The organism is Kosakonia sp. SMBL-WEM22 (assembly GCF_014490785.1).
GTDB lineage: Bacteria > Pseudomonadota > Gammaproteobacteria > Enterobacterales > Enterobacteriaceae > Kosakonia.
On sequence record NZ_CP051488.1, the window covers coordinates 2,932,828 to 2,958,146 of the forward strand.

Consider the following 25,319-nt stretch of genomic DNA (forward strand, 5'->3'; position numbering starts at 1 on the left):
CGTTAAATACGTATTGCCTGTCCGGCACTGATTTTCGCCAGCATCTGCTGGCTTACCTGGCTAAGATCGACCACTTCGCTGACGCCACCCATATTGATGGCCTCACGCGGCATGCCGAACACCACACAACTTGCTTCGTTCTGTGCGATGGTCCAGGCGCCCGCCTGGTGCATCGCTAACATTCCGGCGGCGCCATCGTTGCCCATCCCCGTGAGAATAACGCCCACGGCGTTGCGCCCCGCATGTTTCGCCACCGAATGAAACAACACATCTACCGATGGCCGGTGCCGGTTTACCGGCGGACCATCGTGAATTTTAATCTGGTAGTTGGCACCGCTGCGGGCCAGCTCCATATGCTTGTCACCGGGTGCTATATAAGCATGCCCCGGTAATACACGCTCACCATCTTCCGCCTCTTTTACGCTGATCTGACACAGTTTATTTAGACGTTCAGCGAACGAGCGGGTAAAGCCCGGCGGCATGTGTTGAGTAATCAGAATACCCGGACTTGAGAGCGGCAATGGCTGGAGTACATGGCGAATTGCCTCTGTTCCGCCCGTTGACGCGCCAATGACCAACAATTTTTCCGAACTGAGCAGCGGACCGGCTTTCAACGTTGCCGGTGCCGGCATCGGTTTATGCGCCGCGATACGGGCGCGCGATGCGGTGCGCACCTTTTCAGCGATCATTTCGCTATAGGCCAGCATGCCTTCGCGAATACCGATTTGCGGTTTGGTGACGAAATCAATCGCCCCCAGCTCCAGCGCGCGCAGCGTCACTTCTGAGCCTTTACCGGTCAGCGAGGAGACCATCACTACCGGCATCGGACGCAGACGCATCAGTTTTTCAAGAAAATCCAGCCCATCCATGCGCGGCATTTCCACGTCCAGGGTTAAGACATCCGGATTGAATTTTTTAATCAAATCCCTTGCCACCAGCGGATCTGGCGCGGTTGCTACCATCTCCATATCGCTGTGGCTATTGATAATTTCGGTCATGATTTGCCGCATCAATGCGGAATCATCGACGGACAACACCCTGATTTTACTCATGCTTTATCCTTACTCAGCGCATAAACTGTTTGCCCACGCAGGCTAAACTCGCGCACGAGGTTGCTGAAATTCTCCGAATGCCCGGCAAACAGTAATCCGTCCGGTTTAAGCAGCGGAGCGAAACGATGCAGAATGTCCTGTTGCGTCGTTTTATCAAAATAAATCATTACGTTACGGCAGAAGATCGCGTCAAACGGCCCCGGCACGTTGTACTGCTTGTCCAGCAGGTTGAGAGTGGTGAACTCAACATAGTTCGCCAACTCCTGACGTACGCGGACCAGACCGGCGTGCGGCCCGGTGCCGCGCATAAAGTAGCGCTGCATCTGCTGCGGTGAGAGGGTCTTCAGCTCATCGAGCCGGTAGATCCCACTGCGTGCTTTCTCCAGCACTTCGGTATCAATATCGCTGGCGAAAACTTTGAAGCGGCCAGGTGCCATCCCCAGCGCATCGGCGAGGGTGATCGCCAGCGAATAGGGCTCTTCCCCGGTCGAGGCCGCGGCGCTCCAGACCCGATACTCCCCTGTGCGCTTACGCGCATGCTCAGCCAGCACCGGGAAGTGGTGCGCTTCGCGGAAAAACGCGGTGAGGTTGGTGGTCAGCGAGTTGATAAACGCCTGCCACTCGGCGCTGTTCTGGTTCGCTTCCAGCATGCTCAGATAGCGACCAAAATCATCTAACCCCAGCGTGCGCAAGCGGCGAACGAGGCGGTTGTAAACCATATCGCGTTTATGGTCGGCAAGAACGATCCCGGCGCGCTGGTAAATCAATTGGCATATCCGACGGAAATGCGCATCGGAGAGCGCCAGGCGCTGGGTCATCTGCTGCAATATTGATGACGTTTGCCCGTTAGGGATAGATGTTGTCATAGCGCCTTCTCAACTCAGTTCAGGATGCAACGAGCACGGCTTTTGGCGGTGCCACTTTTGTGGTGTGACATATTTTTCATCTTTATTCTGATACCGGGCGTTACCACCCGGCGCTGCAACCCTGCTTAAAACGTTTCCCAGTTCTCTTCTTTGCCAGCGGCAACCGCCCGGCTGCGCGTCGGCGCAAGCGTCGCGCTCATCGCCGGTTGCAGTACGGCCTGCGCTTTGCCCGCGGTGGCGGTCAGGCGGAAGGCGGATACGGCCTGCGTCAGTCGGCTCGCCTGCTCCTCCAGCGCCGCGGCAGCGGCCGCGGATTGCTGCACCAGCGAGGCGTTCTGCTGTGTGACGCGGTCCATCTCGGAGACCGCCAGCGCCACCTGATCGATACCGCGGCTCTGCTCATCGGAGGCGGAGGCAATCTCGCCCATGATGTCATTGACGCGCGTTACGGCGTTGACGATATCGAGCATCGTCTCCCCTGCACTTCCAACCAGTACAGAACCGGTATCGACACGGGAGACAGAATCTTCAATTAAAGATTTGATCTCCTTGGCAGCGTTCGCACTTCGGCTGGCCAGATTGCGCACTTCGCCTGCAACTACCGCAAAGCCGCGGCCCTGCTCACCGGCGCGCGCCGCCTCCACCGCCGCGTTAAGGGCGAGGATGTTGGTCTGGAAAGCAATCCCATCAATAACGCTAATGATGTCGGCGATTTTCTGCGAGCTGGTGGCGATCTCATGCATGGTTTTCACCACGCCATCGACTACTTTGCCGCCGCGCTCGGCGGTTTCAGAGGCGCTCTGCGCCAGCAGCGAAGCCTGACGGGCGTTCTCGGCGTTCTGTTTCACCGTTGCGGTCAGCTCTTCCATGCTGGCAGCAGTTTGCTCCAGCGCAGAGGCCTGCTCTTCGGTACGTGAGGAGAGATCATTGTTACCGGCGGCAATTTCGCTGGTGCCGGAGTAGATCGCATCCGACCCCTGGCGCACGTTGGTGACGGTGTCGATCAGCGCGGTTTGCATATGATCGACGCTCTGCGCAAGCTCGGTCATCTCGCTACGCCCCTCGATACGCAACGTGTGGGTGAGATTACCACCAGCGATTTCACGGATATGGGCAATCACCGAGGAGAGCGGCGAGAGCAGAATACGGCGGATGCCATACCAGACGCCGGCCAACACAATCACCAGCGCCAGGGCGAGGATCGCCATCTGCCATTTGGCGAAGGTGTAGTCGCTGACGCTCTGCTCCCAGGCATTACGGTAGAGGCTATCGCTCAGGGAGGCATAGTTGCTCATCGCCGCACCGAGGGCATTTTGCATCCCCTGGGTCGGCTGTGCGAGGAAGCTGTTCATGTTGCCGCTTTCGAGGAATTGCACCAGCTCGCTCAGGGCGGCGTGGTAAGTCTGGTACTTCTCATCAAGGCTCTGGCGCGCGCTCTCCATCTCCGGCATGGTCGGCAGCTGGCGGAACGCATCGTAGTGTTTGGCGGCATCAGCCAGCGACGCTTTTGCGCTGTTAAGCAGATCGGTTTTCGCACTGCTCTGCTGGTTGTTCGGGTCGAGCAGCATCCGCGCGGAGGAGCGGCTCAGGTTGATACGCGTTTGCAGCATCAGCTCCCAGGCTTTGCCCAGCTCTGTTTGTTGCATACGCAGATCGTTGGAGACCGCAAAACTTTGCTGGTTCTGTTTAAGCGACGAAAAAAAGAGTCCACCAGAGATGAGCTGTAACAGGGCAAAGACCACCAGCACACTCATAAGCAGAGTAACGACGCGGATACGGTTCAACATGCAACAAACACCTTATTGATGAGTTATTAACGGTGTTATCGGCATCCGGCCTGGGAACTTTACATTTGCGAAAAGGAAATAAATTTGCGCTTAAAACACAATATCCACCGTTAAGGTGTCGCTGTAGGTTCCGCCAGGCGGTGTTGTCTGCGTCGTCAGCACCCGTGCGGTGTAGTTATAGGTGCGCAGCAGCCCATCGGCGCTCATCTGTGATGAGGCATCGCTGGCCCAGCGCTCCGCGCCGATACTGCCCCAACGGCTGGAGGTGCCGGCTTTGTAGATCTCATAACTGAGACGATTGGTGCCGCTCGCCATATTCCGCACATTTCCGTTGGCATAGAGACCGTTATTAATTCCGACAGTGTAACTGCTCCCTTTAGTACAAGTAATGGAGACAGATTGCGAAACGGTTTGGAAATTTCTCACCAGCGGCGCGCTGCCAAAGTTGACGTTTGGCGCGCTAATAGTGGTGCAATCATTGGTAATGGTGCCGGTCAATTGCAAACTGGTCACCGCGGTGCCCCGCTGGGAGGATAAGCAGATACCAACCGCGCCCGCAGAACAGACGTTATACGCGACGCTGAAGTTAAGCGTAACCTGGTAAGGCCCGGCGCTGACATGTTGCCCCGGCACCGTAAGAAAGTAGAGCGGTAAGCTATAAGTGCGCGAGCCGAGCAGCTCCAGCAGCGCGGCACCGCTCCAGGTGTAGCTGTTACCGCCGATGTTCATCTCACTGTTATTCGCACAATTGGCCTGGCCACAGAGCCGCACCGGAATGGTATCGGTAATCGCGGTGTTATCAGTGCGCTTCATCGCTGCCCGGTTGGTTGCCGTTACCGTCGCCCCCGTCAGCGTTAAGGTGATGGAGTCATTGGTCAGCAGGTTGAGGATCGCATCGCAGCGCACCAGCAATCTGCCGGTGGTGGTTTGCGCCCCGGCGTTAAGGACAAAGGAGGTGACAGTACCGAAAGCGGCATTAACGGTGCTGACCGTACAGGCCGACCAGGCCGGGGCCGCACAGAGCAGCAGGAAAACGAAAAGTAACCGACGCATTATGGACTCCTCTGGCAGGTAAGCGGCCCGTAAGTCTGCAATTTGTGTTCGGGGTTGGCGGCAAGGGTAAACTCGGCCCTGCACTCGCCCCCCTCCGGCAGACGGACAAACAGCGTATTTACGTTCTCAAGATTCTCCAGCCAGGCAATACCGTCATACCCGACCACCGCAGGCGCTTTCCCGGTGCGCTCCACCTGGCTGCCGACGGGGATCGCCAGTCCCTGCTCGTCATGGAGGATCACGCTGGCGACGCGCTCCTGCACCATCGGGAACTCAATCAGATATCCACTCTGGCGGCGCAGGGCGATTTTGCGCTCCGTATTCTTAAGCTGGGTATCGGCGGGAAGATTAAGGGTGTTGATGCTGTAACTGGCCGGATAGTAAGCCGACACACCGCTCACCAGCAGGTAGCCATTCTTATCCGTTTCGCCCACCGGCTGGTTTTCATAGTTGACCGGTACACCCGCATGACCGCCGGTGCTGATCACCGCGAAGGCGTCGTTGATACGGTTAGCGGCAAACAGCTGACCGTCCATCAGCACCACCGCGCCAATGGTTTCCCCCCACCAGGTCATCTTGCCGCGCTCGCCGTAGCCACCCCCCTGCAACTCGACGTTGTTGTTGCGCCAGCCGAGCGTACCCTGCTGGTAACTTCTCGCCTGCGACTGGTGCGCCAGCGACATATTCCAGCTCAGGCCGCCGTCGGTCGGCATCGCATGGCTGTAGTTTACCCGCTGTGTCGAACCTGCATCCGGTGTTCTCTCCATACTGAAGGCAGCGCTGTCGCGCTCGCCAATCGGGATCTGCACCGAGAGGCCAAAGGTCCAGTCGCCCCGCTGATTATCGCGGCTGGCGGCAAGGTTCATGCTGCTCGAACCCCACAGGTTGCGGCTCCATGAGAGGTTCAGCAGCTCGGTTTTTTGGTTATCGAAACTGCGCACGCCAATCCACGCCGCGCCGATGTTGCCAAAATCGCCCATATTGAAGGAGAGCGAGTATTGGTCGGTATTGCGGCTGTAGCTGGCGATAGGCCAGCGTCCGTTCTGACGCATGTCGTTATAGCTGGCGCGCTGATCGTAAAGAGCAAGGTTGCCGAACTCGCGGTTGCGGCGGCTATGTTGGGTGTTGATGCTGAACAGGCTGGTGTTGTATTGATAACCCCAGTTGAGCTGGTTACCGGCATCGCCGAACATCTGGCTCTCGCTCCAGGCGCCGTTCACCACGCCGAGGCGCCCCAGGCGGACAACCGCGCCTGCGCCGCCGAGCGCCAGCGATTCAGCCCCTTCGGCGTGCCCCTCCAGCGTTAACCAGTCGGTAACGCCATAGCGGTACGAGCCGCTGCCCACCAGCGGGCCATAATCAAAATTTTCAATGCCGTAGTTGCGCCGTAGCGAGCCGACAGTGATCGCCCCGTCGCTCAGCCCCGGCGTTAACAGCTCGCTGGCAACATAAAAAGGCAGTGTGGTGCTGACGCGCCGCCCGAGAGCATCGGTGGTGACCAGTACGGCATCCCCCGCACCGTTGATATAGGGCATATTGGTCAGGGTAAATGGCCCCGGCTGTAGCTGCCGGTTGCCGGCGCGGTAGCCGTTAATAAAGAGATCAACCGAGGTGGGCACCGCCGCTTCACCGGAGAAGGAGGGTAACGGCCAGGTGACGAGATCCGGACGCAGGGTGAAGTCGCGCCCGTAACGAATCCCGCCAACGCGCACGCTGCTGCTCCAGGTGAGGGCTTCAGAGATCACATCCCCCAGCTCCCACTGTGTGGCATCCTCCTCATTATTAAACATCAGCGAGGTGTCATACCGCATATAGCCCTCCTGCTGACGCAGGGAGCCGCTAAGCGTCTGGCGCAATGCGCCGGTTGAGGAGAAGACCGCGTTGCCAGAAAAGAAGCGGAACTCATTCCACAACGCCGCCTGGCTGCCAATATGTTCGGTAGTGCTGGTGTAGAGATCGTAATTGAGCACCGCGCCGCGGCCAAATTTTGGCTCGCTGCGTCGCCCCCCCTCATTAAACGAGGTATAGCGTGCCGGAACCCAGTCAGAGGGGACAAACAGCAGCAGCCGCTGCCCGGCGCTGTCATACTCCACGCGCACACCGGGCAGCGCAGAGACATTCACCTCGCCCTCCGGCAGATGCTCCGGCGGCAGCCCGGCATGGAGCAGATCGGCACGCTTAAGAAAAAAATCGTTTAGCCGCCGCGTTACCGGCACCACCTGCTGGGTGTCGTAATAGTTGATCACCAGCGCAAGGTGAAACTCCGCCTGCTGGTTGATGCTCTGCGCATCCGGCGGCGGGGGTAGACCGTCATCTCCCGGCTGCCCCCATGCCGCTGCACCTGGTAACATTATTGCGGCTACAATAATCAGTTTCCTGCTGACGACTGCCATTGCTCATCCCGTGCGTTTATCGATGCTTCCAGCGCCGATGGATTGCTCGCCCCGGCGGGCAGTGGCCAGCGCCGGGCACTGTGCGGCAGCACATAACCTAATAGCCCCTCCGCGACCTGCCGCATCTGCCCCCCCTGGCGTACGCGCACTTTGCTCAGACGGACGTGAATGCTGTCATCATTACGCACTTCGAGCTGCGCCTGGCCGCCCTCGCGTACCACGCGCCAGTGTAATTTTGCCGGTTGTACAAAAACGTGGTGCGCCCCTTCGCGCTCGGTCTTAACGCCCTGTCCATAGACAAATAGCGGGATCGAGTAGCGCATCTGGAGCTTGAGGCCAATCTTCGGTTTGTTTGGATCGTCCGGCTGCGGGATCTCATCGACGATAATGCGGTAAGCCTGCTCTTTGCCGGCCGGGATCGCCGCCTGCTTAATCAGGCGAATCAGCTGCTTGCTGTCGGGTGCGATCTGCACAATCGGCGGGCTGGCAACGACGTCGCCCTGCTGCTGGTAGCGCTCAAGACCGCCCTCTTGCGTCCAGCGGACAATGCGCACCTGCATGGTCGTGGGCGTTTCTCCCTGATTCTGGATCCACAACTCGGTAGCTTTTGTAGCTTCATCCAGCCAGGGATCGATCGGCCAAAGCAGAATTGTTGCCGCTGCCTGCGCATTTCCCGCTGCAAGGGTCAACGCCCCCGCCAGCAGACATCCTGCCGCGCGGCGGCCCGGGTTGACATTCATTCCCTCTCCCTTATCACCATGACAACGTCACGGTGAGTTGATCGCTGTAGGTACCCGCCGGGCTGAAGCCGGTGAGCTGCGCTGCGCCAAAAATGGCGAGCGAAATATTGTTGCTGTCGGTAATGGTGACCGGCACCGGCTGGTTAACGCCGATTTCCGTATTCGGCGCTAGCGTGCTGCTGGTATAGAGGCGGTACGGCACCCGCTCTGCGCCGCCGCTGCGCTGCATATTGCGCACCGTCGAATAGTAGTTGCCGCCGCTGATACTCATACTGAGCGCTACGCCCGGCGTACACCCCAATGAGAGGGACGCATTAGGCACAAAAGCGCTGGTCACCTGTCCTCTTTCCACGCCCAAACGGGTGCCAAAATTGAGCGTGCCAAGCGCCGCGCCGCTACCGGTAACCACCGCACAACCGGGTGTGATGGTTGCGCCGACGGTAAAGGTCTGCGTCGTAATTGCCAGCGCAGCCGGTTGCGCGAGCATGCCCAGCACCACTCCTCCTGATAATGCGCGCAGCACTGTCCGGCCACCCTGGCGGGCGGCGCGCACACTCTCCCTTTTCATGGTCGGAGCTTTAGTACGTGACGCTCACGTTAATCACGTCGGTGTAGGTACCCGGCACCACGGTGACGCTGTTGCCGCCGCCTGTGATACGCCCGTAGAGGGTGTAGTTATCCACGCCACCGGTGGTGGAGGCGCGAGGAATGTTGGTGTTGTTGGCAATAACGTTACTGAAGCCGCTATCGCTGTAGAGGCTGTACGCCACGCCACGGGTGGTATCGGCGGTATTCACCAGATAGCGAGCCGGTGTGCCTGGTGTACCGACAACGTTGCCCGGCGCGGTGGAGTTAGTGTTGCCGGTGACCTGCACGGTGTAGTCGGTAGTGGTGCACTGCACCGTAAAGCTGTTACCGCCATTGGCACCGGTCAGCTGCGTGGTGAGCTGGGAGAAGGTTGCCGGGTGGGTACCGAAATCGAGGGTACCGAAGTTGATGCCGTTCTGGCTCGGCGAGCCGTTAATCAGGCACCCATTCGTCAGGGTCAATGTTGCGCCGATCGTCCCGCTACTGGTGACCGCCCAGGCACTTTGTCCGGCCACCATTAACGCACCGCCAGCCAGTACATAAAGAAGTTTTCTGTTCATATGTCGTCATCTCCAGAGCTCCCGCGCGCCCCTTACTGCCCAATCAATGAGGCCACCGGAAAAGAGTCAATAAAATCAGTCGTCAAATGAGGTTTAACTGAAATTTAGATGAGGAGCAGAAAACCAACCACTTTATCCGGGGGGTGAATTGTAACGGTCAGATAAGCAATTTTAATCAATAACATCAGGATGTTAATGGCAAAACCGAGGGGGAAACATGAAAATGTAACAAATATATGTCTGAATTTGTGATAAATATCACCATATATGATATCACCGCAAAATCATGCAGTTAGACAGGGTGAATGGTTACTTAAGGGTAACTGAAGTGACGTAAGCCGAGGGAGAAACGGGCGGGTGAAAAGCTTCACCCGCCAAATGCGTTACGCGACGTGGCTTGCCGCGATGTCCAGCAGCGCCATTTCGTCGCTGTTGAGCAGTTTTTCAATGTTTACCAGAATCAGCATACGGTCGCCCAGCGCGCCGAGACCGGTCAGGTACTCAGTCGACAGGGTCACGGCAAATTCCGGGGCCGGGCGGATCTGATCAGAAGCGAGGGACAGCACGTCAGAAACGCCGTCAACCACGATCCCGACCACACGCTGACCAAGATTCAGCACGATCACCACGGTGTTTTCGTTATATTCCACTTCACCCTGGCTGAACTTTACGCGCAGGTCGACGATGGGCACGATCACGCCGCGCAGGTTAGTTACGCCTTTGATGAAATCAGGGGTGTTGGCGATGCGGGTAACCTGATCATAGCCACGAATTTCCTGCACTTTGAGAATATCGATGCCGTACTCTTCATCGCCCAAAGTGAAGACCAGGAACTCCTGACCTGATGGCTCGCCCGCCAGTTTTGCTACATTACTCATACCGGTCATGTTTTATACCTTCTTAACTAAATCAGGCGGCTGTGTGCGCCATACGATGTTCACGATTCAATCCCTGCAGCGCTGAGACGTCCACAATCAGCGCGACGCTACCATCACCGAGGATGGTGGCGGCAGAAATCCCCGGCACTTTGCGATAGTTGCTCTCCAGGTTTTTCACCACCACCTGGTGCTGACCAATCAGCTGATCGACCAGCAGCGCATAGCGACGACCTGCGCTCTGCAGAATGACAACAATTCCCTGCGTGGCTTCGGTTTTTGCCCCCGCCACATCAAACACTTTCCACAACTCGACCAGCGGCAGATATTCGCCACGCACTTCCAGTACGCGCTCGCCGCCCGCCAGCGGATGCAGATCTTCTTCGCGCGGCTGCAACGACTCCATGACGGCGTTGAGCGGCAGGATAAAGACTTCGTTATTCACTTTAACGGACATGCCGTCGAGGATCGCCAGCGTCAGCGGCAGCAGGATACGGATAGTCGTACCGGTACCCTGCTTCGATTTGATCTCAACATGGCCGCCCATCTCCTGGATGTTACGTTTCACCACGTCCATGCCCACGCCGCGGCCGGAGACGTCCGTCACCTGCTCTGCCGTGGAGAAGCCCGGGGCGAAAATCAACATGCCAACCTCTTCGTCGGTCATGGTTTCGCTTACCGCCATGCCCTGCGAGATCGCTTTGGCGAGGATGCGGTCGCGGTTAAGGCCGGCGCCATCATCGGTCACTTCGATGCAGATGTTGCCGCCCTGATGCTCTGCGGAGAGGATCAGGTTACCAATCGGCGATTTGCCCGCTTCAACACGTCGCTCCGGGGTTTCGATACCGTGGTCGAGACTGTTACGCACCAGGTGCGTTAACGGATCGATAATGCGTTCGATCAGGCTCTTATCAAGCTCGGTCGAGCTGCCCTGCAGGGTCAGTTCCACCTGTTTATCCAGCTTGCTCGCCAGGTCGCGTACCAGACGCGGGAAGCGGCTGAAGACATACTCCATCGGCATCATACGAATCGACATCACCGATTCCTGCAGATCGCGGGCGTTACGCTGCAGCTGGCTCATGCTGGTGATCAGATCGCCATGGGTCACCGGATCCAGCTCATTGGAGCGCTGGGCCAGCATCGACTGGGTAATCACCAGTTCGCCGACGAGGTTAATCAGTTGGTCAACTTTTTCAACCGCTACGCGGATACTGGTTGACTCGCTGGCGGCGCGCGCCGGTTTTTCGCGGCCTGCAGGCTGTGGCTCTTTGGCAACGGCTTTCAGTGCCGGGGCGGCAGTTGCCTGAACGGCAGGAACTGCGGCTTCGGCCTCTTCTGCTGGCGCAGCAGCGTCGGTAACCGTTTCAACCGCGGCTGGCGCGGCTTTCTCAAAGGCGATTTGATCGGCTTCGATGACAAAGCAGAGCACCGCAATAATGTCATCTTCACCAAGACCGCCATCAATGGTGGCGCTCAGGCTATTAGTGCCTTTAACCACATCGCTTAGCGTACCGAGGTTGCCCAGCTCCTCTTCCAGCAGGGCGACTTCGCTCTCTTTCAGGCGCGAAAGCACGACGCGCAGCTTGCCGTCGTTCGCTGCAGCCGGTGCGGCATCAGCAGCCGGTACGGTGCTTTCAACCACAGAGAGCTTCGCGCTGCCGGCAGCCGGAACGGCTTCGCCTTTCGCTTCCAGCGCCAGCTGGCGCAAAGCGTTGCAGATATATTCGAAGCTGGCAGCATCCGGCTCTTGCGAGCTTTTATAGGCGTCGAGCTGTTCTTGCATAATATCTTTGGTTTCCAAAAACAGGTTGATGATGTCGGTGTTAAGCTGCATTTCGCCACGCCGTGCCTCATCCAGCAGGTTCTCCATCAGGTGCGTGGTTTCCTGCAGAATGGTAAAGCCAAACGTTCCCGCACCACCTTTAATAGAGTGAGCGGCGCGGAAGATGGCGTTGAGCTGTTCTGAATCAGGTGCTTCCGGCACCAGGTCCAATAAATGTTGTTCCATATCGGCCAACAGTTCGTCGGCCTCATCAAAGAATGTCTGGTAAAAATCACTAATATCCATGCTCACGCTATCACCTCGGATTGGCTTGTGGCGATGTGGGAACTGCTACCGGAGACGCAGCGGCTGGCGCGGGGGCTGCCGGCGCTGCGGGCTCAGGCTGTGTAATGGCGCTTATCGGCGCACTTTGACTCTCGGCGTTCTCATGCAGAATGGCCGCTTCTGCCTGTTTATTGAGCACCAAAAGACTGATTCGGCGGTTGATGGCTTCATCAGGACCGCGGTTGACAAGGCGCATGGTGGCGGCCATGCCGACAACGCGCAGTACCTTGCCATCATCCAGCCCACCGGCAACCAGCTCGCGGCGCGATGCGTTTGCACGATCGGCTGAGAGCTCCCAGTTGCTGTACCCTTTGTCACCGTTGGCGTAGGGGGCATCATCGGTATGGCCGGAAAGACTCACTTTATTCGGGATGCCGTTCAGCACCGGGGCAATTGCCCGTAAAATATCGCGCATGTAGGGCTCGACTTCCGCGCTTCCGGTTTTAAACATCGGCCGGTTTTGGCTATCGATAATCTGGATGCGCAGCCCTTCCTGCACGAGATCGATCTTCAGATGCGGGCGCAGGGCGCGCAGCTTCGGATCCGCCTCGATCAACTGGTCCAGATCGCCGCGCAGCTTGCTCAGGCGCGACTGCTCCATGCGTCGTTTCAAATCATCAATGTTGGGCTGTTTTTGCACTTCGCCCTGTTGCTGTGTGTAGTCATCGCCACCGCCCGGAATGGGGCTGTCGCTATTGGAAATACGCGGCCCACCGGTGACCGCTGTTGCCAGCGGTGTGCGGAAATACTCCGCAATCTGGATCAACTCTTTCGGGCTGGAGATGGAGATCAGCCACATCACCAGGAAGAACGCCATCATCGCCGTCATAAAGTCGGCATAGGCGATTTTCCACGAGCCATGACCGCCGCCACCATGGCCTTTATGTTTTTTCCGTTTAACTACGACGATAGGATGGGCCTGATTTTTCATGCGTCCTCGGTTGTCGTCTGTTGGTTAGGATTGCGGACAGCACGCACGTGCTCGTCCAGCTCGACAAACGATGGACGCTCGCTTGAGTAGAGCGTTTTACGACCAAACTCGACCGCGATCGGCGGGGCATAACCGTTCAGATTCGACAGCAGTGTGATCTTGACGCACTGCATCATCTTGGCGGTCTCTGCGCTCTTTTGGCGCAGAACGCTTGCCAGCGGCGAGATAAAACCGTACGCCAGCAGAATGCCGAGGAAGGTGCCCACCATTGCGTGGGCAATCAGTGCCCCCAGCTCTGCCGCCGGACGATCCGCCGAGGCGAGTGCGTGAACCACACCCATTACCGCCGCAACGATACCGAACGCTGGCAGCGAATCGCCGACCGCCGCGAGGGCGTTGGCAGGCACTTCCGCTTCACTTTCGTGGGTCTCAATCTCTTCATCCATCAGCGCTTCGATTTCGAAGGTGTTCATGTTGCCGCTGATGATCAGACGCAGATAATCGACAATAAACTCCAGCATTGTGGCGTCGGCCAGAATGCGCGGGTAGCTGGCGAAAATCTCGCTCTCTTTCGGGTTCTCAATGTCTCTTTCAAGTGAGAACATCCCCTGCTGACGTGATTTCGCCATCAGGCGATAGAGCAGCGCCAGCAAGTCCATATACATACTTTTGGTGTACTTAGAGCGGCGAAACAGCAGCGGCAACGCTTTGATAGTGCCTTTAATGGCTTTGCCGTTGTTGCCCACAATGAATGCACCTACACCCGCCCCGCCGATAATAATCAGTTCAGAGGGTTGATAGAGTGCCCCAAGGTGACCGCCGGTCATCATATAACCGCCTAAGACTGCACCAACTACTATCAGGTAACCTAATACGATAAGCACGACATCATCCTTCTGCTAATGACTAAGGCTCAGGAGAAACATTTCGGAGGGTTTTCACGAACGGCGGGCAAAAAAAAGCAGCGGCATTAAAGCACCGCTGCTGGAGTTTTCATTCCACCTGATTCGGTTAAACAGCCTGATCCATCTGTTCTTCCAGCAGTTGTGGAATAATATCGGCAGCTTCCGGGGAAAGTTTACGTCTTTTTACCGCACGGGACGGCGGCTGGCATAAACTGCAGGCAAAGCTACCAACAGGCTGATGAGCATGGGTAATAAAGTTACCGCTGCAGCAGTTACAGCGCGACAACTCCAGCATTCCGCTTTCCACGAAACGGACCAGCGTCCAGGCGCGAGTCAGCGCCAGCAGCGGGCCTTCATCAGAATGAGGGCACTGTTCTAGGTAAAGTCGATAAGCTTTAATGACTGCGTCAACGCCGCTGCACAGACCGGTTTTTAACAAAAACTGCCAGGCGTTGCAGAACATCGACGCGTGGATGTTTTGTTCCCAGGTCATAAACCAGTCGGTGGAGAATGGCAGCATGCCTTTAGGCGGCGGGCTACCACGCAGCTCTTTGTAGAGCTTGATAAGACGACCACGGCTAAGCTGCGTCTCACTCTCCAGCATCTGTAAACGCGCGCCAAGTGTAATCAGCTCCATGGCTAACTGAATGTCGCGTGCTTCCTGAACAATGCTTTTCTCACTCATGATTAAGCCCTTTTCTTCCTGGCCGCGTCGCCGTTTTTAGATGATTCGTTGAGCAGGCGGGTTGAAAGCAAAATACCGGTATGGACTTGCTGCAAGTCATCCACACGCGATTCCTGGGTCAGACGAGTGATAGTCTGATGATTGTCAAAACGGAACTGACAAATAAGCTGATTGGTTTCAGCTAATTTTACCATCTGCGGCAGGGTCAACTCACCCAGCGTGTTTGCCATCTCTTCATTAATCCCTAAACGGAACATGGCGGAGGCTTTGTCCTGGCTAATGAGACGCTGAGCAAGGAGTAAATATGACAGATTGATATCGTAAACGTGTTTCAGCAACTCGGATGTATGCATTTTTCCCATCCAGAATAACCAACTTGAATCTTATGCGGCTAAGCCGCACCCCGTGATGTCGCCGGGAAAAAACCCGGTATAAAAAAGAAAGGCTAAATGCATAACTGACTCAGGATCTCGCAAGCAAGGCGCTTCGTTGAGATGTTAATGCCTTGCTGCTCTCTTAATCATTTCTTACAAAGAACTAAGATTTTTCCTAATTCGACGCAACTGTACTCGTAGGTGCTTCGACATACAATCTGAACAGAGCGGGAATTTGAAATTTTTGTGATCCACGTCACATAATTTACGTGATTATTGAGAAGAAATCTATCAGTCTCGCTTGTGATTTGGTGTTTAATTGCTCGATTGAACACTTTTTTATTCCACTAGTACGAATACTTGTGCAGTACAAACCGTAATAAAGCGCTACTGGTCAGAGGTATGACATGCTCCAATGCCTCGATTCAGCTAAATGTATCTATTGCAGACACATAAATAAATATGCTTATAAAACAATAATTTAAGATTTTAGCGTGGCTAATTAGTTGACTTAAGTTACCATTTGAATTTCGTTAATGAGTCGGATGATCGACGAAGGAATTTAGCGATATATTCTTTAAATTTCAGTTAGGTATTTAATATTCGTTAACATGCTTATTATATGTACGCTCTATTACGTAAGAATAATTAATGAATATTTATGATTACCTTCACAGGGTAGTAATGTTGATAGCTTGCACTGGAGCGTGAAACAGAGTAATGGTGAGAAAAACTGGAATACCTCGTGGAGAACGCAATGGCCTACGCGCATCTTCTGGTTGCGGTGGCGATGACCCCCGAGAGTCATCAGCTTCTCGCCAAAGCGATTGATATTGCTCGCCCTTCTCGCGCCCGAATCACATTAATAACGCTTGCTTCAGACCCCGAACTCTATAATCAGCTTGCTGCACCAATGATGGAGAGTGTGCGAACTCTTGTTTATGAAGAAATGCAACACTTTCTTAACGAATTAGTAACCAGTACACATTATCCGATTGAGCAAACGCTAATTGCCTCTGGTGAATTGAGTGAACATATTTTGCATGTTTGCCGGACAAGAGGCGTCGATCTGGTGATATGCGGTAACCACAACCAGACCTTTTTCTCCCGTGTGGCCTGCGCGGCGAAGCGTGTTGTGAAGCATAGTGAAGTAGATGTGCTGTTGGTGTCGCTGGGAGAATGAATAAAAAAGCGCCCCCGCGGTGACGGGAGCGCTCTGTTTTACGGCTTACGCGAGTTTCGGAAAGGTCGCCACTTTGGTTTGTAGCTCGCTCTGCGCGCTACGTGGCGTGATGTGCTTTAGGTCGTTAATGAACCTCTGCTGCCAGTGGTCAATATCATTCTCCTGAATGATTTTCAGCATCTCGGCGTGGCGCGAAATACGTTCAGCCAGCGGCATGCGCAGCGCACGGTCAAGGGCCACAGCGACATCGTCACGATCGTAGGGATTAACCAGTAATGCGGAGGTGAGTTCGTTTGCCGCACCGGCAAACTGCGACAGCACCAGCACACCCGGATTTTCCGGATCCTGCGCCGCCACGTACTCTTTCGCCACCAGGTTCATGCCATCACGCAGCGGCGTTACCAGCCCCACTTCTGCATAGCGGAAGACCTTCATCAACACTTTGCGATCGAAATGCTGGTTGAGGTAGTAGAGCGGCGTCCAGCCAAGCTGACCATATTTACCATTAATGCGCCCTGCTTCCGTCTCCAGCTGGTGACGAATATCCTGATAAGCCTGCACTTCACCGCGCGAGGTCGGCGCGATCTGCGTATAGCGGATCTTGCCATGGTGCTCGGGGAATTTCTCCAGCAGCGTTTCATAGGCGAGGAAACGCTCCGGCAAACCTTTCGAGTAGTCCAGACGCTCAACGGAGAAGATGTTTTTCACATTCTTCAGCTCGGCTTTCAGCTGCGCCAGCTTGGGCGGCAGCGGGCCGGAAGCTTGCTGAGCGATCTCGTTCGGCTCAATACCGATCGGGTAGACTTCGGTGCGGAAGTTTTTACCCCACGCCATATGCTCTTTACTGTTACGCGTGCTGAGCCGCGTCTGCATTGAGAGGCTATCGAGGAACGCGGTGCGGTCGCTCTCAGTCTGGAAGCCGAGCAGATCGTAATCACACAGCTGCTCCAGCAGCTCTGCGTGCGGCGGTAACGCGTTGAAGATCTCCGGCGTCGGGAAAGGAATATGCAGGAAGAAGCCAATCTGGTTTTTGACGCCGCGTTTACGCAACTCGCTGGCAAATGGCAGCAGGTGATAATCGTGGATCCAGAGAATGTCATCCTCTTTAAGCAGCGGTACCAGCTTATCAGCCAGTAAGGCATTCACTTCCTGGTAGCCATCCCAGGCTTCGCGCTGGAACTTCACCAGATCGAGACGGTAGTGGAAAGCGGGCCACAATACGGCGTTGGAGAACTGATTGTAATACTGCTCGTGATGCTCTTCGCTAAGGTTGAATGAGACCCAGGTAATGTTCCCTTTGCTCACCTCTTTCAGCGGTTGATCTTCATCGCCGATTTCGCCGCTCCAGCCAAACCAGACGCCGCCTGCGGCTTTCAGTGCGCCCAAAATACCGACTGCCAGTCCGCCAGCACTGGCTTTTTTATCATCAGGCGGTGCAATTCGATTAGATACTACGACTAAGCGACTCATAGCCATCTCTCCTGTTTGTTAGCGCCTTTTCTTCTTTTTTTTGATACTCGGACATACGTTCCAACCAGTGATGAACATCCCGGACGTCGTTCAGCCGCCACTGTGCGTGGGTTTCGCCTGAACCGACTTTAATCGAGATACCGCCCCGTTTATTGACGGTTTCAAAACCATGTTCATCAGTAAGATCGTCACCAAGAAACACCGGTTTCCTGCCGGTGAAGGGCGGCGTGCGCAGAAAGGCTTCAATGGCCGCGCCCTTATGAATATCTGATGGTTTTAGTTCAACCACGCATTTGCCTGGCTGCATAGCCAGTTGCGGAAAGGTATCAACCATCTGTTGGGCCAGGGCAAAAACCGCTTCTTCATACTGCGGTGCCTGGCGATAGTGCAGTGCGAATGCCATCCCTTTGGTTTCCAGCACGACGCCGTCAAGCGACGCCAGCCCTTGCCGAAGCGCCTGCTCCAGCGGAATAAGCACCTCTTTCGGTAATGTCACCCGTTCAGTTTGACCTGAGATATCGCGACGCTCTGCCCCGTGAACACCGGCAAGCGGGAAACGATATGGTTTAACAAGCTCATCAAGCTCGCTAATTGAGCGCCCTGAAATTAACGCCAGCGCGCCGTTATTCATCTCTGCAAGCAATGAAAGTCTGATCAGCACCTGTTCCGGAATGAAAACGTCATCCGGGCGCGGTTTAATATCAGCGAGGGTGCCATCCAAATCGAAAAAAAAGGCAAAATCACCGGAAAAGAGAGGCGGTTTTGATAACGCGTCGTCCACCCTTGTTTCCTCCTTACATTCATCATGTGAGCCGATATTTCGCTGCGGCCCATTATCATTAGCTATGTAAGTATAGACAGTGTGACGCCGCTCGCCATTTTAACAATGAAAGACCAGCCGCATTCGCGGCTGGTTAAAGGGGGAATTACACTGAGAGGTTGTGTCGATAATTTAAGCAGTTAGCGTTATACCGTGCGCTTCGCTTTCTGCTTGTAACGGTCGAAGATCACTGCTGCCAGTAGGATCAGACCGCGGACGACATACTGTGAGAAGGGGGAGATATTGAGCAGGTTCATGGCGTTCTCAACGGTGCCAAGAATCAAAATACCGGCCACCACATACGAGATTTTTCCTATGCCACCCTTAAGTGAAACACCACCCAATACGCAGGCTGAGATGACAATCAGCTCATAACCAATCGACGTCATCGGCTGTCCGCTGGTCATGCGCGAAGCGAGAATAATCCCCGCCGCCGCCGACACCAGCCCGGAAAGCACAAAGATAATGATTTTAGTGCGCACCACCGGCACACCTGCCAGCCGCGCGGCCTCTTCATTACCGCCAATCGCCAGCGTGTTGCGGCCAAAGGTGGTGCGGTTCAGCAGAAAGCCGAAGATAATCAGGCAGCCGACCGTCAGCCAGATTGGCGCAGGTAAACCGAGCCAGTTAGCATAGCCAAGTTCGAAGAAGCGCTCATCTTCGATACCGACCGCTTTACCGTCGGAGATGATATAGGCCAGACCGCGTACAATCTGCATGGTCGCAAGTGTTGTGATCAGGGCGTTGATCTTTAAGCGGGCGATGACAAAGCCATTAATAAAGCCGCTGACCACGCCGAGCAGCAGGCCGGCGGCGACGCCGATCCACAAGCTTTCGCTGAGGTTAATCACCACCGCCGTAGTCACACCGGCACAGGCAATCACCGAGGCGACCGAGAGGTCGAAATCGCCGGACGCGAGGCAGAAGAGCATGCCGCAGGCGACCATGCCGGACATGGAGATCGCCAGCCCTAACCCCTTCATATTGACGAAGGAGGCGAAGTTCGGCACAAACACCGCGCAGCCAATAAACAGCACGGCGAAGACCACCAGCATGCCAAACTGATCCCAGATGCGCCCGACGCTAAAGGGCGACTTTTTCGGCGCGCGGGCCGTTGTTAAAGATGACATCGTATTCTCCTTACTCAGGCGACCGCCTGGCTCACTTTTGGCATAGCCAGGCTCAACACCTGCTGTTCATCACCCTGACCGTGTAACACCTCACCGGCAATCTCCCCTTCGCGCATCACCACGATGCGGTCGGCAACGCCGAGCACTTCGGGCAGGTCGCTTGAAGCAAAGAGCACCGCGACGCCACGCGCGGCCAGCGCGTAGATCACGTTGTAGATCTCATGCTTGGCACCGACATCAATACCGCGCGTCGGCTCATCGAGCAGGATCACTTTCATCTCCTCCGACAGCCAGCGCCCAAGGATCGCCTTCTGCTGGTTGCCGCCAGAGAGATTCATAATCAGTTGTTCGGCGCCGGGGGTTTTGATATTGAGCGCGCGAATATGGTGCGCGGCGTTTTCGCTCTCCCAGCCATCGTTAATCAGGCAGCCTGCGCGGATATATTTGCGCCGGGCGCTGATATTGATGTTCTCCTGCACCGAGTGCACCGGGATAATCCCCTCGGCTTTACGGTCTTCCGGGCAGAGCATCATTCCTGCGCGAATGGCATGGGCCGGTTTCTGGATGTTGATCGCTTCGCCATCGATAAAGACCTGGCCTTCGGTGATCTTCGTCCCGCCGAACAGCCCTTTCATCAGCTCGCTGCGCCCGGCACCGACCAGGCCAAAGAGGCCAACGATTTCGCCGCTGCGCACGTTTAAGCTAATGGGCATGCGCACGCCAGGTGCTTTCACCTGCTCCAGCCGTAGACGCTCTTCGCCATACGAACGGGGCTGCCAGCCATAGATATCGCCCAGCTCGCGTCCGACCATTGCTTGCACCAGTTGATCGTGGTTGACCTGCTGCATATCGCTGAAGGTGCGCACGTAGCGACCATCTTTAAACACGGTAATGGCGTCGCTAAGGGCAAAGATCTCCTCCATGCGGTGGGAAACATAGAGGATCACCCTGCCCTCTTTGCGCAGCTCGCGGATGATGCGGAACAGGTTGTCGATTTCACGCGCCGACAGGGAGCTGGTCGGTTCATCAAAGGCGATCACTTTGGCATTGCGCGCCAGCGCTTTGGCGATCTCCACCATCTGCCATTGACCAATAGAGAGATACTTAAGCGGCGTTTGCGGATCGATATCCAGCCCAAGATGCTGTAATTGCAGGCCCGCTTCGTAGTTGAGCAGCGAGCGGTTCACAATGCCGCCTTTTTGCGGCAGTTGACCAAGGTAGATATTTTCCGCGACGGTCATCTCCGGCACCAGGTGCAGCTCCTGGTAGATGATCGCCACGCCGGCGTTGAGCGCCGCGGTGGTGTCGCTAAACACCACCTCTTCGCCTTTGATCGCCAGCGTGCCGCCTGTGGGCGCATAGTTACCGCTGAGGATCTTCAGCAGGGTGGATTTCCCCGCGCCATTTTCGCCCATCAGTGCGTGTACCTGACCGGCGTAGCAGTCGAAGGTGATATCGCTCAGCGCTTTCACGCCGGGAAAGGTTTTGCTGATGCCGCGAAACGAGAGATAGTGAGTGGAGTGTTGCATAACGTCTCCGTGAAGCAGTTGAGGGTACGACAGGCTCCCCATTCACACGGGGAGCACAACCGACAGAGCATTACAGTCCTTTCTTCGCCAGCTCTTCTTTGAAATTATCGCGGGTGATCAGCACCACATCGGTCACTGCGGTGAATTTCGGCGGCTCAACGCCTTTCGTCACCCAGTTGTAGAGCAGTTCGCTGGTTTTGTAGCCGTGTACGTCCGGGCTTGGCAGCAGGGAGCCATAGAAGCCGGTGGCCTGCCCTTTCGACAGCTCGCTTACCGCATCGACACCGTTAATACCGATCCCGATCACATCCGCCGCTTTAAAGCCCTGGCCTTCGGTGGCGCGTACGCCGCCGAGCACGGTGTTATCGTTCATACCCAGCACCAGCCAGTGCTTCACTTCCGGGTGCTGTACCAGCAGGGAGTTACCGGCATCGAATGCGCCGGGGATATCGTTAGATTTGGTCGGCACCTGGTAGATCTGTTTTTCCGGGAAACCCGCTTTTTTCAGCGCGTCCATCGAGCCGGTGGTGCGACGACGTGCGGTGTCGAGTTCGTTAGCGGTAATGGCCATCACGCCGGTCTCTTTCACATCCCAGCCGCGTTTTTGCATCTCTTTATAGAGCTCTTCACCCTGGCGCGCGCCAATTTCGCTGGCCGCCATCATCACCAGCGGAACGGACTCCATCGGCTTGCCTTTGGCGTTGACGAACTGGTCATCGACAGCAATCACTTTCATGTCGTAACCGCGTGCTTTTGCCACAATGGCGGAGCCGAGTTTCGGATCCGGTGTACAGATGACAAACCCTTTCGCGCCGCTGGCCGCCAGGCTATCAATGGCGTTCAGCGTTTTTTCGCCATCCGGGACGGCGATTTTAATCACCTCGAAACCTAACTCTTTGCCCGCTTTGTCAGCGAATTTCCACTCGGTCTGGAACCAGGGCTCTTCCGGCTGTTTAACCAGAAACCCGAGCTTCATGGTTTCAGCGATAGCGGATTGTGACATAACGGCAGCCAGGCCGATGGCCGCCAACGCTTTAGTGAATTTGTGCATGGTAAACTCCGGCTTAAACACGCTTTTATGTAGGGAACAGAAATAATTGGTATTGTTAAAAGTTAAAAAAACAAGGCATTAGCGCCCAGGCACCAGATGGACATCTGTGCTGGAAATAGTTTTAGCGGGAAATTGATTCTCCATAGGAGAGCGACATCACACGGCTGAATTACAGTAATTCCGTACATAAATTCAGCGAATTTAACCATAAAGTCAGCGGCTTTTGTCAGACAAATCGCATGAGTTAAAGCAGGATAATCCATAACGTCAGCCAGCTTATCCTTGTACCCGGCCGCAGGGCGCGGCCGGGCGAAACGATTACCAGCGGTAGTAGATATGATCGGCGTGATCGCGAACGGGTTTTTCGTCACCCAGCAGACGCGCGGCAAGGGTGAAGGCAAAATCGAAAGCGTGTCCCAGCCCTTTGCCGCTGATCAGGTTGCCATCTTCAACAACGGGCGCATCAACATACTCACCGTCGCGCACCTGCTGATAGAGATCGCCGGAGCAGACATACCGACGCCCGTTCAGCAGAGTGTTGCCACCCAGCACGCGCGCAGCCGCGGAGCAGATTGGACAGATCAGTTTACCCGCCGCATCGTGGGCTTTTATAAATTGCACGACGTCGCTGCTGGCGGCGAGATTAACGCTGCCCTGCGGCCCGCCGGGCAGTACGATGGCATCAAACAGCATCCCTTGCCGCTCTGACAAGGTGCTGTCTGCCACCATGGGAATGGTGTGATAGCTGACCACCGCGCGGGAATCCGCGCAGGCCAGTGTCTCTACTTCAATCTCTAAACGGCGCAAAATATCAATGGTGATAATCGCTTCCGCTTCCTCAAAACCCGGCGCTAACAATACCGCCACTTTTTTCATGACCGACTCCTTGCCAATTAAGGTCAGGTGAAACAGGTGGCGTTATTGTTGATCAAAACAGCGTTTCAAAATCCTCGCTGCGTCACAGACCCGCTGCCGGGTATCGATAAAGTGCGCGTTAGTGCGCTTCACCCTGCGGAGTAAACTTCAGTTCAATCAGCGCAATGGCTTTTTGAATCGCCCGGCGCGTCACCGGATCGGCGGCGGCAGGATGGGTCGAGAAGTCGATGGTTTTAAGCTGGTTAGCCATTTTTTCACGCACTTCAACCGGCGCGATAACGTCAATGACATCAAGGATCTGTTTGATGACCAGCTGGCAGGCGACAACGTCAGAGACCAGCTCCTGGTCCGCGGGGGTGTTTTGCGACATGGGAAGCTCCTTATTGAAAAGGGCGCCATAGTAGCGGGAAACGGCGGGCAAGAGTAGTTTTGCGCGTGGCCGCGTTGCGCAGAGGCAAAAAAACCTGCCGCAGCAGGTTTTTTTATTCTCAGAACATCGCGCCAGGCGGTACGTCCTTGAATGTCTTGCAATAAGTTTCAAACATATGCTTCAGGATTTTACGCAGTTTCATCATTCACTCCGGCAAATAGTCAGGGAGGCCTCAAGCCTTAATGGGCGACATAATATGACGCTCGTCACAAAAATCAATCTATCTGAGAGCGAAATCACGTTTCAAAAATCAAAAATGGCGTAGTTTTATTAGCAATCCGATTACAAATCCGACAGTTAGCGCGCTAAAACTTTTTTTAGCTTCTTCAATTATTTTTGTGAATGGCAGACGCTTGATGACCGACAGTTTCCCAAGGCAAACGCGAGGCGCGGTTTCTCCCGCTGCATTACTGGTGGCCGGCGCGTTCTTTATGGAGTTTATCGATGGCACAGTGATCGCTACCGCGCTGCCTGATATGGCAAAGAGCTTTGGCGTCGAAGCGGTCACGCTCAATATCAGCATCAGCGCCTATCTCATCACCCTTGCCGTCTTGATCCCCGCAAGCGGTTGGATCGCCGATCGCTTCGGCGCACGCACCGTTTTTACACTGGCGCTGGCGATCTTCACCTTCGCCTCGGTGCTGTGCGGGCTCTCAACCAGTGTTGAGATGTTTGTGGCGATGCGCATTCTGCAGGGGATGGGAGGCGCGCTGATGGTGCCGGTCGGGCGGCTGGCGGTGCTGCGCACCACGCCGAAACATCAGCTGATTACCGCGATTGCTACGCTCACCTGGCCTGCGCTTGTGGCACCGATTATTGGCCCGCCGCTCGGCGGGTTTATTACCCACTACGCCGACTGGCGCTGGATCTTCTTTATTAATGTGCCGCTCGGTTTGCTGGGGATGGCGCTGGCGCTGCGCATCATTCCCAACATTCGCGAAGAGGAGCGCCGCCCTTTCGACTTAACCGGCTTTCTCTCCACCAGCGTGGCGATGGTAAGTTTCGTTTATGCATTGGAAGCACTCGGTTCGCAACACCCGCCCGGCGGATTAACGCTGGTACTGCTGGCGCTCGCCGCGGTGATGTTTGCCTTTACGCTGCGCCATTTTCGTCGCCACACGTGGCCGATGATCCGCCTCGACGCGATGCAGGTGCCGACATTTCGCGTCACCATGTACGGCGGCTCGCTGTTTCGCGCTTCAATCAGCGCCGTGCCGTTTCTGCTGCCGCTGCTGTTTCAGGTCGGGTTTGGGATGGATCCCTTTCATGCCGGGCTGCTGGTGCTGGCGGTGTTTGCCGGGAATTTGTCCATTAAACCGGCGACCACGCCGCTTATCCGCTGGCTTGGCTTTCGCAAACTGCTGTTGATTAACGGCGCGCTCAATGTGATTGCGCTGCTGGCCTGTGCGTTTCTCACCGCCGATACGCCGGTGTGGCTGATCTTTGTCATCCTCTATCTTGGCGGCGTCTTTCGCTCGGTGCAGTTTACCGGCGTCAGTACGCTGGCGTTTGCCGATGTGCCATCTGCGCAGATGAGCTATGCCAATACGCTGTTTAGCACGGCAACACAGCTGGCGGTGGGGCTGGGTATTACGCTTGGCGCGATTGGCATTCGCCTGGGGGAGCATATCAGCGGCTGGTTAGGGATCGGCGGGATAGAGGGGATCAGTTTCCGGCTGGCGTTTGTCTTTATTGCGTTGATCTGTCTGGTGGGCATGTTTGATACGCTGCGCTTGACGAAGGATGCTGGCAGTGCGGTATCGCAGAAAAGTCGTTAAACAGCAATGCCGGATGGCGGCTTACGCCTTATCCGGCCTACGGGTGCGCATAGCGAAATTTGCTCCCGTAGGCCTGATAAACATAGCGCCATCAGGCAAAGCAGACACCGGTGGCAAGCTGCCTGCCCGTAGGCCT

The 25,319-nt window shown here is 55.7% G+C and carries 24 protein-coding genes; 2 read left to right on the plus strand and 22 right to left on the minus strand.

Going from position 1 to position 25,319, the window contains the following annotated elements; translation table 11 throughout:
* Window positions 1–2: 2 nt before the first annotated feature.
* From HF650_RS14005 to flhD, 14 genes are all read right to left on the minus strand, one after another.
* Window positions 3–1,052: a chemotaxis response regulator protein-glutamate methylesterase gene (locus HF650_RS14005; protein ID WP_023480154.1), complete on the minus strand. Its 1,050-nt coding sequence runs from the start codon at window positions 1,050–1,052 to the stop codon at window positions 3–5.
* On the minus strand, window positions 1,049–1,918 hold the full coding sequence (cheR, locus tag HF650_RS14010) for a protein-glutamate O-methyltransferase CheR (RefSeq protein WP_187799203.1): 870 nt from the start codon (window positions 1,916–1,918) through the stop codon (window positions 1,049–1,051). The genes HF650_RS14005 and cheR overlap by 4 nt, the downstream gene beginning before the upstream one ends.
* 125 nt (window positions 1,919–2,043) lie before the next feature.
* Window positions 2,044–3,705, minus strand: a complete 1,662-nt coding sequence (gene tar / locus HF650_RS14015) for a methyl-accepting chemotaxis protein II (RefSeq protein ID WP_187799204.1) — start codon at window positions 3,703–3,705, stop codon at window positions 2,044–2,046.
* A 90-nt stretch (window positions 3,706–3,795) separates the two neighbouring features.
* Window positions 3,796–4,758: a spore coat U domain-containing protein gene (locus tag HF650_RS14020; RefSeq protein WP_187799205.1), complete on the minus strand. Its 963-nt coding sequence runs from the start codon at window positions 4,756–4,758 to the stop codon at window positions 3,796–3,798.
* The gene (locus HF650_RS14025) at window positions 4,758–7,151 is read right to left on the minus strand and encodes a fimbria/pilus outer membrane usher protein (protein ID WP_187799206.1); all 2,394 of its coding nucleotides are present in this window, start codon (window positions 7,149–7,151) and stop codon (window positions 4,758–4,760) included. Before HF650_RS14025 ends, HF650_RS14020 begins: the two co-directional genes overlap by 1 nt.
* Complete coding sequence (locus tag HF650_RS14030; protein WP_187799207.1) at window positions 7,127–7,891, minus strand: molecular chaperone; 765 nt, start codon at window positions 7,889–7,891, stop codon at window positions 7,127–7,129. The genes HF650_RS14025 and HF650_RS14030 overlap by 25 nt, the downstream gene beginning before the upstream one ends.
* 13 nt (window positions 7,892–7,904) lie before the next feature.
* Window positions 7,905–8,378 carry a spore coat U domain-containing protein gene (locus HF650_RS14035; protein ID WP_223284328.1) on the minus strand — a complete coding sequence of 158 codons (474 nt, stop codon included), beginning with the start codon at window positions 8,376–8,378 and terminating at the stop codon, window positions 7,905–7,907.
* 91 nt (window positions 8,379–8,469) lie between these two features.
* The gene (locus HF650_RS14040) at window positions 8,470–9,039 is read right to left on the minus strand and encodes a spore coat protein U domain-containing protein (RefSeq protein WP_187799209.1); all 570 of its coding nucleotides are present in this window, start codon (window positions 9,037–9,039) and stop codon (window positions 8,470–8,472) included.
* Between the two features lie 383 nt (window positions 9,040–9,422).
* A complete protein-coding gene (cheW, locus tag HF650_RS14045) occupies window positions 9,423–9,926 on the minus strand; it encodes a chemotaxis protein CheW (protein WP_187799210.1) in 504 nt (167 codons plus the stop codon).
* A gap of 22 nt (window positions 9,927–9,948) precedes the next feature.
* The gene (gene cheA, locus HF650_RS14050; protein WP_223284329.1) at window positions 9,949–11,982 is read right to left on the minus strand and encodes a chemotaxis protein CheA; all 2,034 of its coding nucleotides are present in this window, start codon (window positions 11,980–11,982) and stop codon (window positions 9,949–9,951) included.
* Between the two features lie 10 nt (window positions 11,983–11,992).
* Window positions 11,993–12,952, minus strand: a complete 960-nt coding sequence (gene motB, locus HF650_RS14055) for a flagellar motor protein MotB (RefSeq protein ID WP_187799212.1) — start codon at window positions 12,950–12,952, stop codon at window positions 11,993–11,995.
* Window positions 12,949–13,836 carry a flagellar motor stator protein MotA gene (gene motA / locus HF650_RS14060; RefSeq protein ID WP_187799213.1) on the minus strand — a complete coding sequence of 296 codons (888 nt, stop codon included), beginning with the start codon at window positions 13,834–13,836 and terminating at the stop codon, window positions 12,949–12,951. The genes motB and motA overlap by 4 nt, the downstream gene beginning before the upstream one ends.
* A gap of 127 nt (window positions 13,837–13,963) precedes the next feature.
* Entirely contained in the window at window positions 13,964–14,542 is a 579-nt protein-coding gene (gene flhC / locus HF650_RS14065; RefSeq protein ID WP_187799214.1) for a flagellar transcriptional regulator FlhC, read from the minus strand.
* A gap of 2 nt (window positions 14,543–14,544) precedes the next feature.
* Complete coding sequence (flhD, locus tag HF650_RS14070; protein WP_023480187.1) at window positions 14,545–14,895, minus strand: flagellar transcriptional regulator FlhD; 351 nt, start codon at window positions 14,893–14,895, stop codon at window positions 14,545–14,547.
* Between the two features lie 778 nt (window positions 14,896–15,673).
* Between flhD and uspC the strand changes: the two genes are divergently transcribed.
* A complete protein-coding gene (uspC, locus tag HF650_RS14075; protein ID WP_187799215.1) occupies window positions 15,674–16,099 on the plus strand; it encodes a universal stress protein UspC in 426 nt (141 codons plus the stop codon).
* A 45-nt stretch (window positions 16,100–16,144) separates the two neighbouring features.
* Here the strand turns inward: uspC and otsA are convergent, their stop codons facing one another.
* The 8 genes from otsA to azuC all read right to left on the minus strand — a co-directional run bounded on the left by otsA (window position 16,145) and on the right by azuC (window position 23,547).
* Entirely contained in the window at window positions 16,145–17,569 is a 1,425-nt protein-coding gene (gene otsA / locus HF650_RS14080; RefSeq protein WP_187799216.1) for an alpha,alpha-trehalose-phosphate synthase, read from the minus strand.
* A complete protein-coding gene (gene otsB, locus HF650_RS14085; protein WP_187799217.1) occupies window positions 17,544–18,350 on the minus strand; it encodes a trehalose-phosphatase in 807 nt (268 codons plus the stop codon). The genes otsA and otsB overlap by 26 nt, the downstream gene beginning before the upstream one ends.
* 185 nt (window positions 18,351–18,535) lie before the next feature.
* Entirely contained in the window at window positions 18,536–19,519 is a 984-nt protein-coding gene (gene araH / locus HF650_RS14090; protein ID WP_023480059.1) for an L-arabinose ABC transporter permease AraH, read from the minus strand.
* Window positions 19,520–19,533: 14 nt separating this feature from the next.
* Window positions 19,534–21,048 carry an L-arabinose ABC transporter ATP-binding protein AraG gene (gene araG, locus HF650_RS14095; protein WP_187799218.1) on the minus strand — a complete coding sequence of 505 codons (1,515 nt, stop codon included), beginning with the start codon at window positions 21,046–21,048 and terminating at the stop codon, window positions 19,534–19,536.
* 70 nt (window positions 21,049–21,118) lie between these two features.
* Window positions 21,119–22,099 carry an arabinose ABC transporter substrate-binding protein gene (locus HF650_RS14100; protein WP_187799219.1) on the minus strand — a complete coding sequence of 327 codons (981 nt, stop codon included), beginning with the start codon at window positions 22,097–22,099 and terminating at the stop codon, window positions 21,119–21,121.
* Window positions 22,100–22,417: 318 nt separating this feature from the next.
* Window positions 22,418–22,975 carry a DJ-1 family glyoxalase III gene (locus HF650_RS14105; RefSeq protein ID WP_187799220.1) on the minus strand — a complete coding sequence of 186 codons (558 nt, stop codon included), beginning with the start codon at window positions 22,973–22,975 and terminating at the stop codon, window positions 22,418–22,420.
* 118 nt (window positions 22,976–23,093) lie between these two features.
* On the minus strand, window positions 23,094–23,345 hold the full coding sequence (locus HF650_RS14110; protein ID WP_023480161.1) for a DUF2766 family protein: 252 nt from the start codon (window positions 23,343–23,345) through the stop codon (window positions 23,094–23,096).
* Window positions 23,346–23,463: 118 nt separating this feature from the next.
* Complete coding sequence (gene azuC, locus HF650_RS14115; protein ID WP_017458329.1) at window positions 23,464–23,547, minus strand: stress response protein AzuC; 84 nt, start codon at window positions 23,545–23,547, stop codon at window positions 23,464–23,466.
* Window positions 23,548–23,761: 214 nt separating this feature from the next.
* Between azuC and HF650_RS14120 the strand changes: the two genes are divergently transcribed.
* Window positions 23,762–25,183, plus strand: coding sequence for an MFS transporter (locus HF650_RS14120; protein WP_187799221.1), 1,422 nt, complete (start codon window positions 23,762–23,764; stop codon window positions 25,181–25,183).
* Window positions 25,184–25,319: the final 136 nt, after the last annotated feature.

Coding starts and splice junctions, on each gene's coding strand:
- HF650_RS14030 (WP_187799207.1), bottom strand. CDS start 7,891: ATGAATGTCAACCCGGGCCGCCGCGCGGCAGGATGTCTGCTGGCGGGG.
- HF650_RS14025 (WP_187799206.1), bottom strand. CDS start 7,151: ATGGCAGTCGTCAGCAGGAAACTGATTATTGTAGCCGCAATAATGTTA.
- HF650_RS14100 (WP_187799219.1), bottom strand. CDS start 22,099: ATGCACAAATTCACTAAAGCGTTGGCGGCCATCGGCCTGGCTGCCGTT.
- motB (WP_187799212.1), bottom strand. CDS start 12,952: ATGAAAAATCAGGCCCATCCTATCGTCGTAGTTAAACGGAAAAAACAT.
- HF650_RS14020 (WP_187799205.1), bottom strand. CDS start 4,758: ATGCGTCGGTTACTTTTCGTTTTCCTGCTGCTCTGTGCGGCCCCGGCC.
- azuC (WP_017458329.1), bottom strand. CDS start 23,547: ATGAAACTGCGTAAAATCCTGAAGCATATGTTTGAAACTTATTGCAAG.
- flhC (WP_187799214.1), bottom strand. CDS start 14,542: ATGAGTGAGAAAAGCATTGTTCAGGAAGCACGCGACATTCAGTTAGCC.
- otsA (WP_187799216.1), bottom strand. CDS start 17,569: ATGAGTCGCTTAGTCGTAGTATCTAATCGAATTGCACCGCCTGATGAT.
- tar (WP_187799204.1), bottom strand. CDS start 3,705: ATGTTGAACCGTATCCGCGTCGTTACTCTGCTTATGAGTGTGCTGGTG.
- araH (WP_023480059.1), bottom strand. CDS start 19,519: ATGTCATCTTTAACAACGGCCCGCGCGCCGAAAAAGTCGCCCTTTAGC.
- araG (WP_187799218.1), bottom strand. CDS start 21,048: ATGCAACACTCCACTCACTATCTCTCGTTTCGCGGCATCAGCAAAACC.
- uspC (WP_187799215.1), top strand. CDS start 15,674: ATGGCCTACGCGCATCTTCTGGTTGCGGTGGCGATGACCCCCGAGAGT.
- HF650_RS14120 (WP_187799221.1), top strand. CDS start 23,762: ATGACCGACAGTTTCCCAAGGCAAACGCGAGGCGCGGTTTCTCCCGCT.
- cheW (WP_187799210.1), bottom strand. CDS start 9,926: ATGACCGGTATGAGTAATGTAGCAAAACTGGCGGGCGAGCCATCAGGT.
- HF650_RS14035 (WP_223284328.1), bottom strand. CDS start 8,378: ATGCTCGCGCAACCGGCTGCGCTGGCAATTACGACGCAGACCTTTACC.
- HF650_RS14005 (WP_023480154.1), bottom strand. CDS start 1,052: ATGAGTAAAATCAGGGTGTTGTCCGTCGATGATTCCGCATTGATGCGG.
- cheR (WP_187799203.1), bottom strand. CDS start 1,918: ATGACAACATCTATCCCTAACGGGCAAACGTCATCAATATTGCAGCAG.
- HF650_RS14110 (WP_023480161.1), bottom strand. CDS start 23,345: ATGTCGCAAAACACCCCCGCGGACCAGGAGCTGGTCTCTGACGTTGTC.
- flhD (WP_023480187.1), bottom strand. CDS start 14,895: ATGCATACATCCGAGTTGCTGAAACACGTTTACGATATCAATCTGTCA.
- HF650_RS14105 (WP_187799220.1), bottom strand. CDS start 22,975: ATGAAAAAAGTGGCGGTATTGTTAGCGCCGGGTTTTGAGGAAGCGGAA.
- cheA (WP_223284329.1), bottom strand. CDS start 11,982: ATGGATATTAGTGATTTTTACCAGACATTCTTTGATGAGGCCGACGAA.
- HF650_RS14040 (WP_187799209.1), bottom strand. CDS start 9,039: ATGAACAGAAAACTTCTTTATGTACTGGCTGGCGGTGCGTTAATGGTG.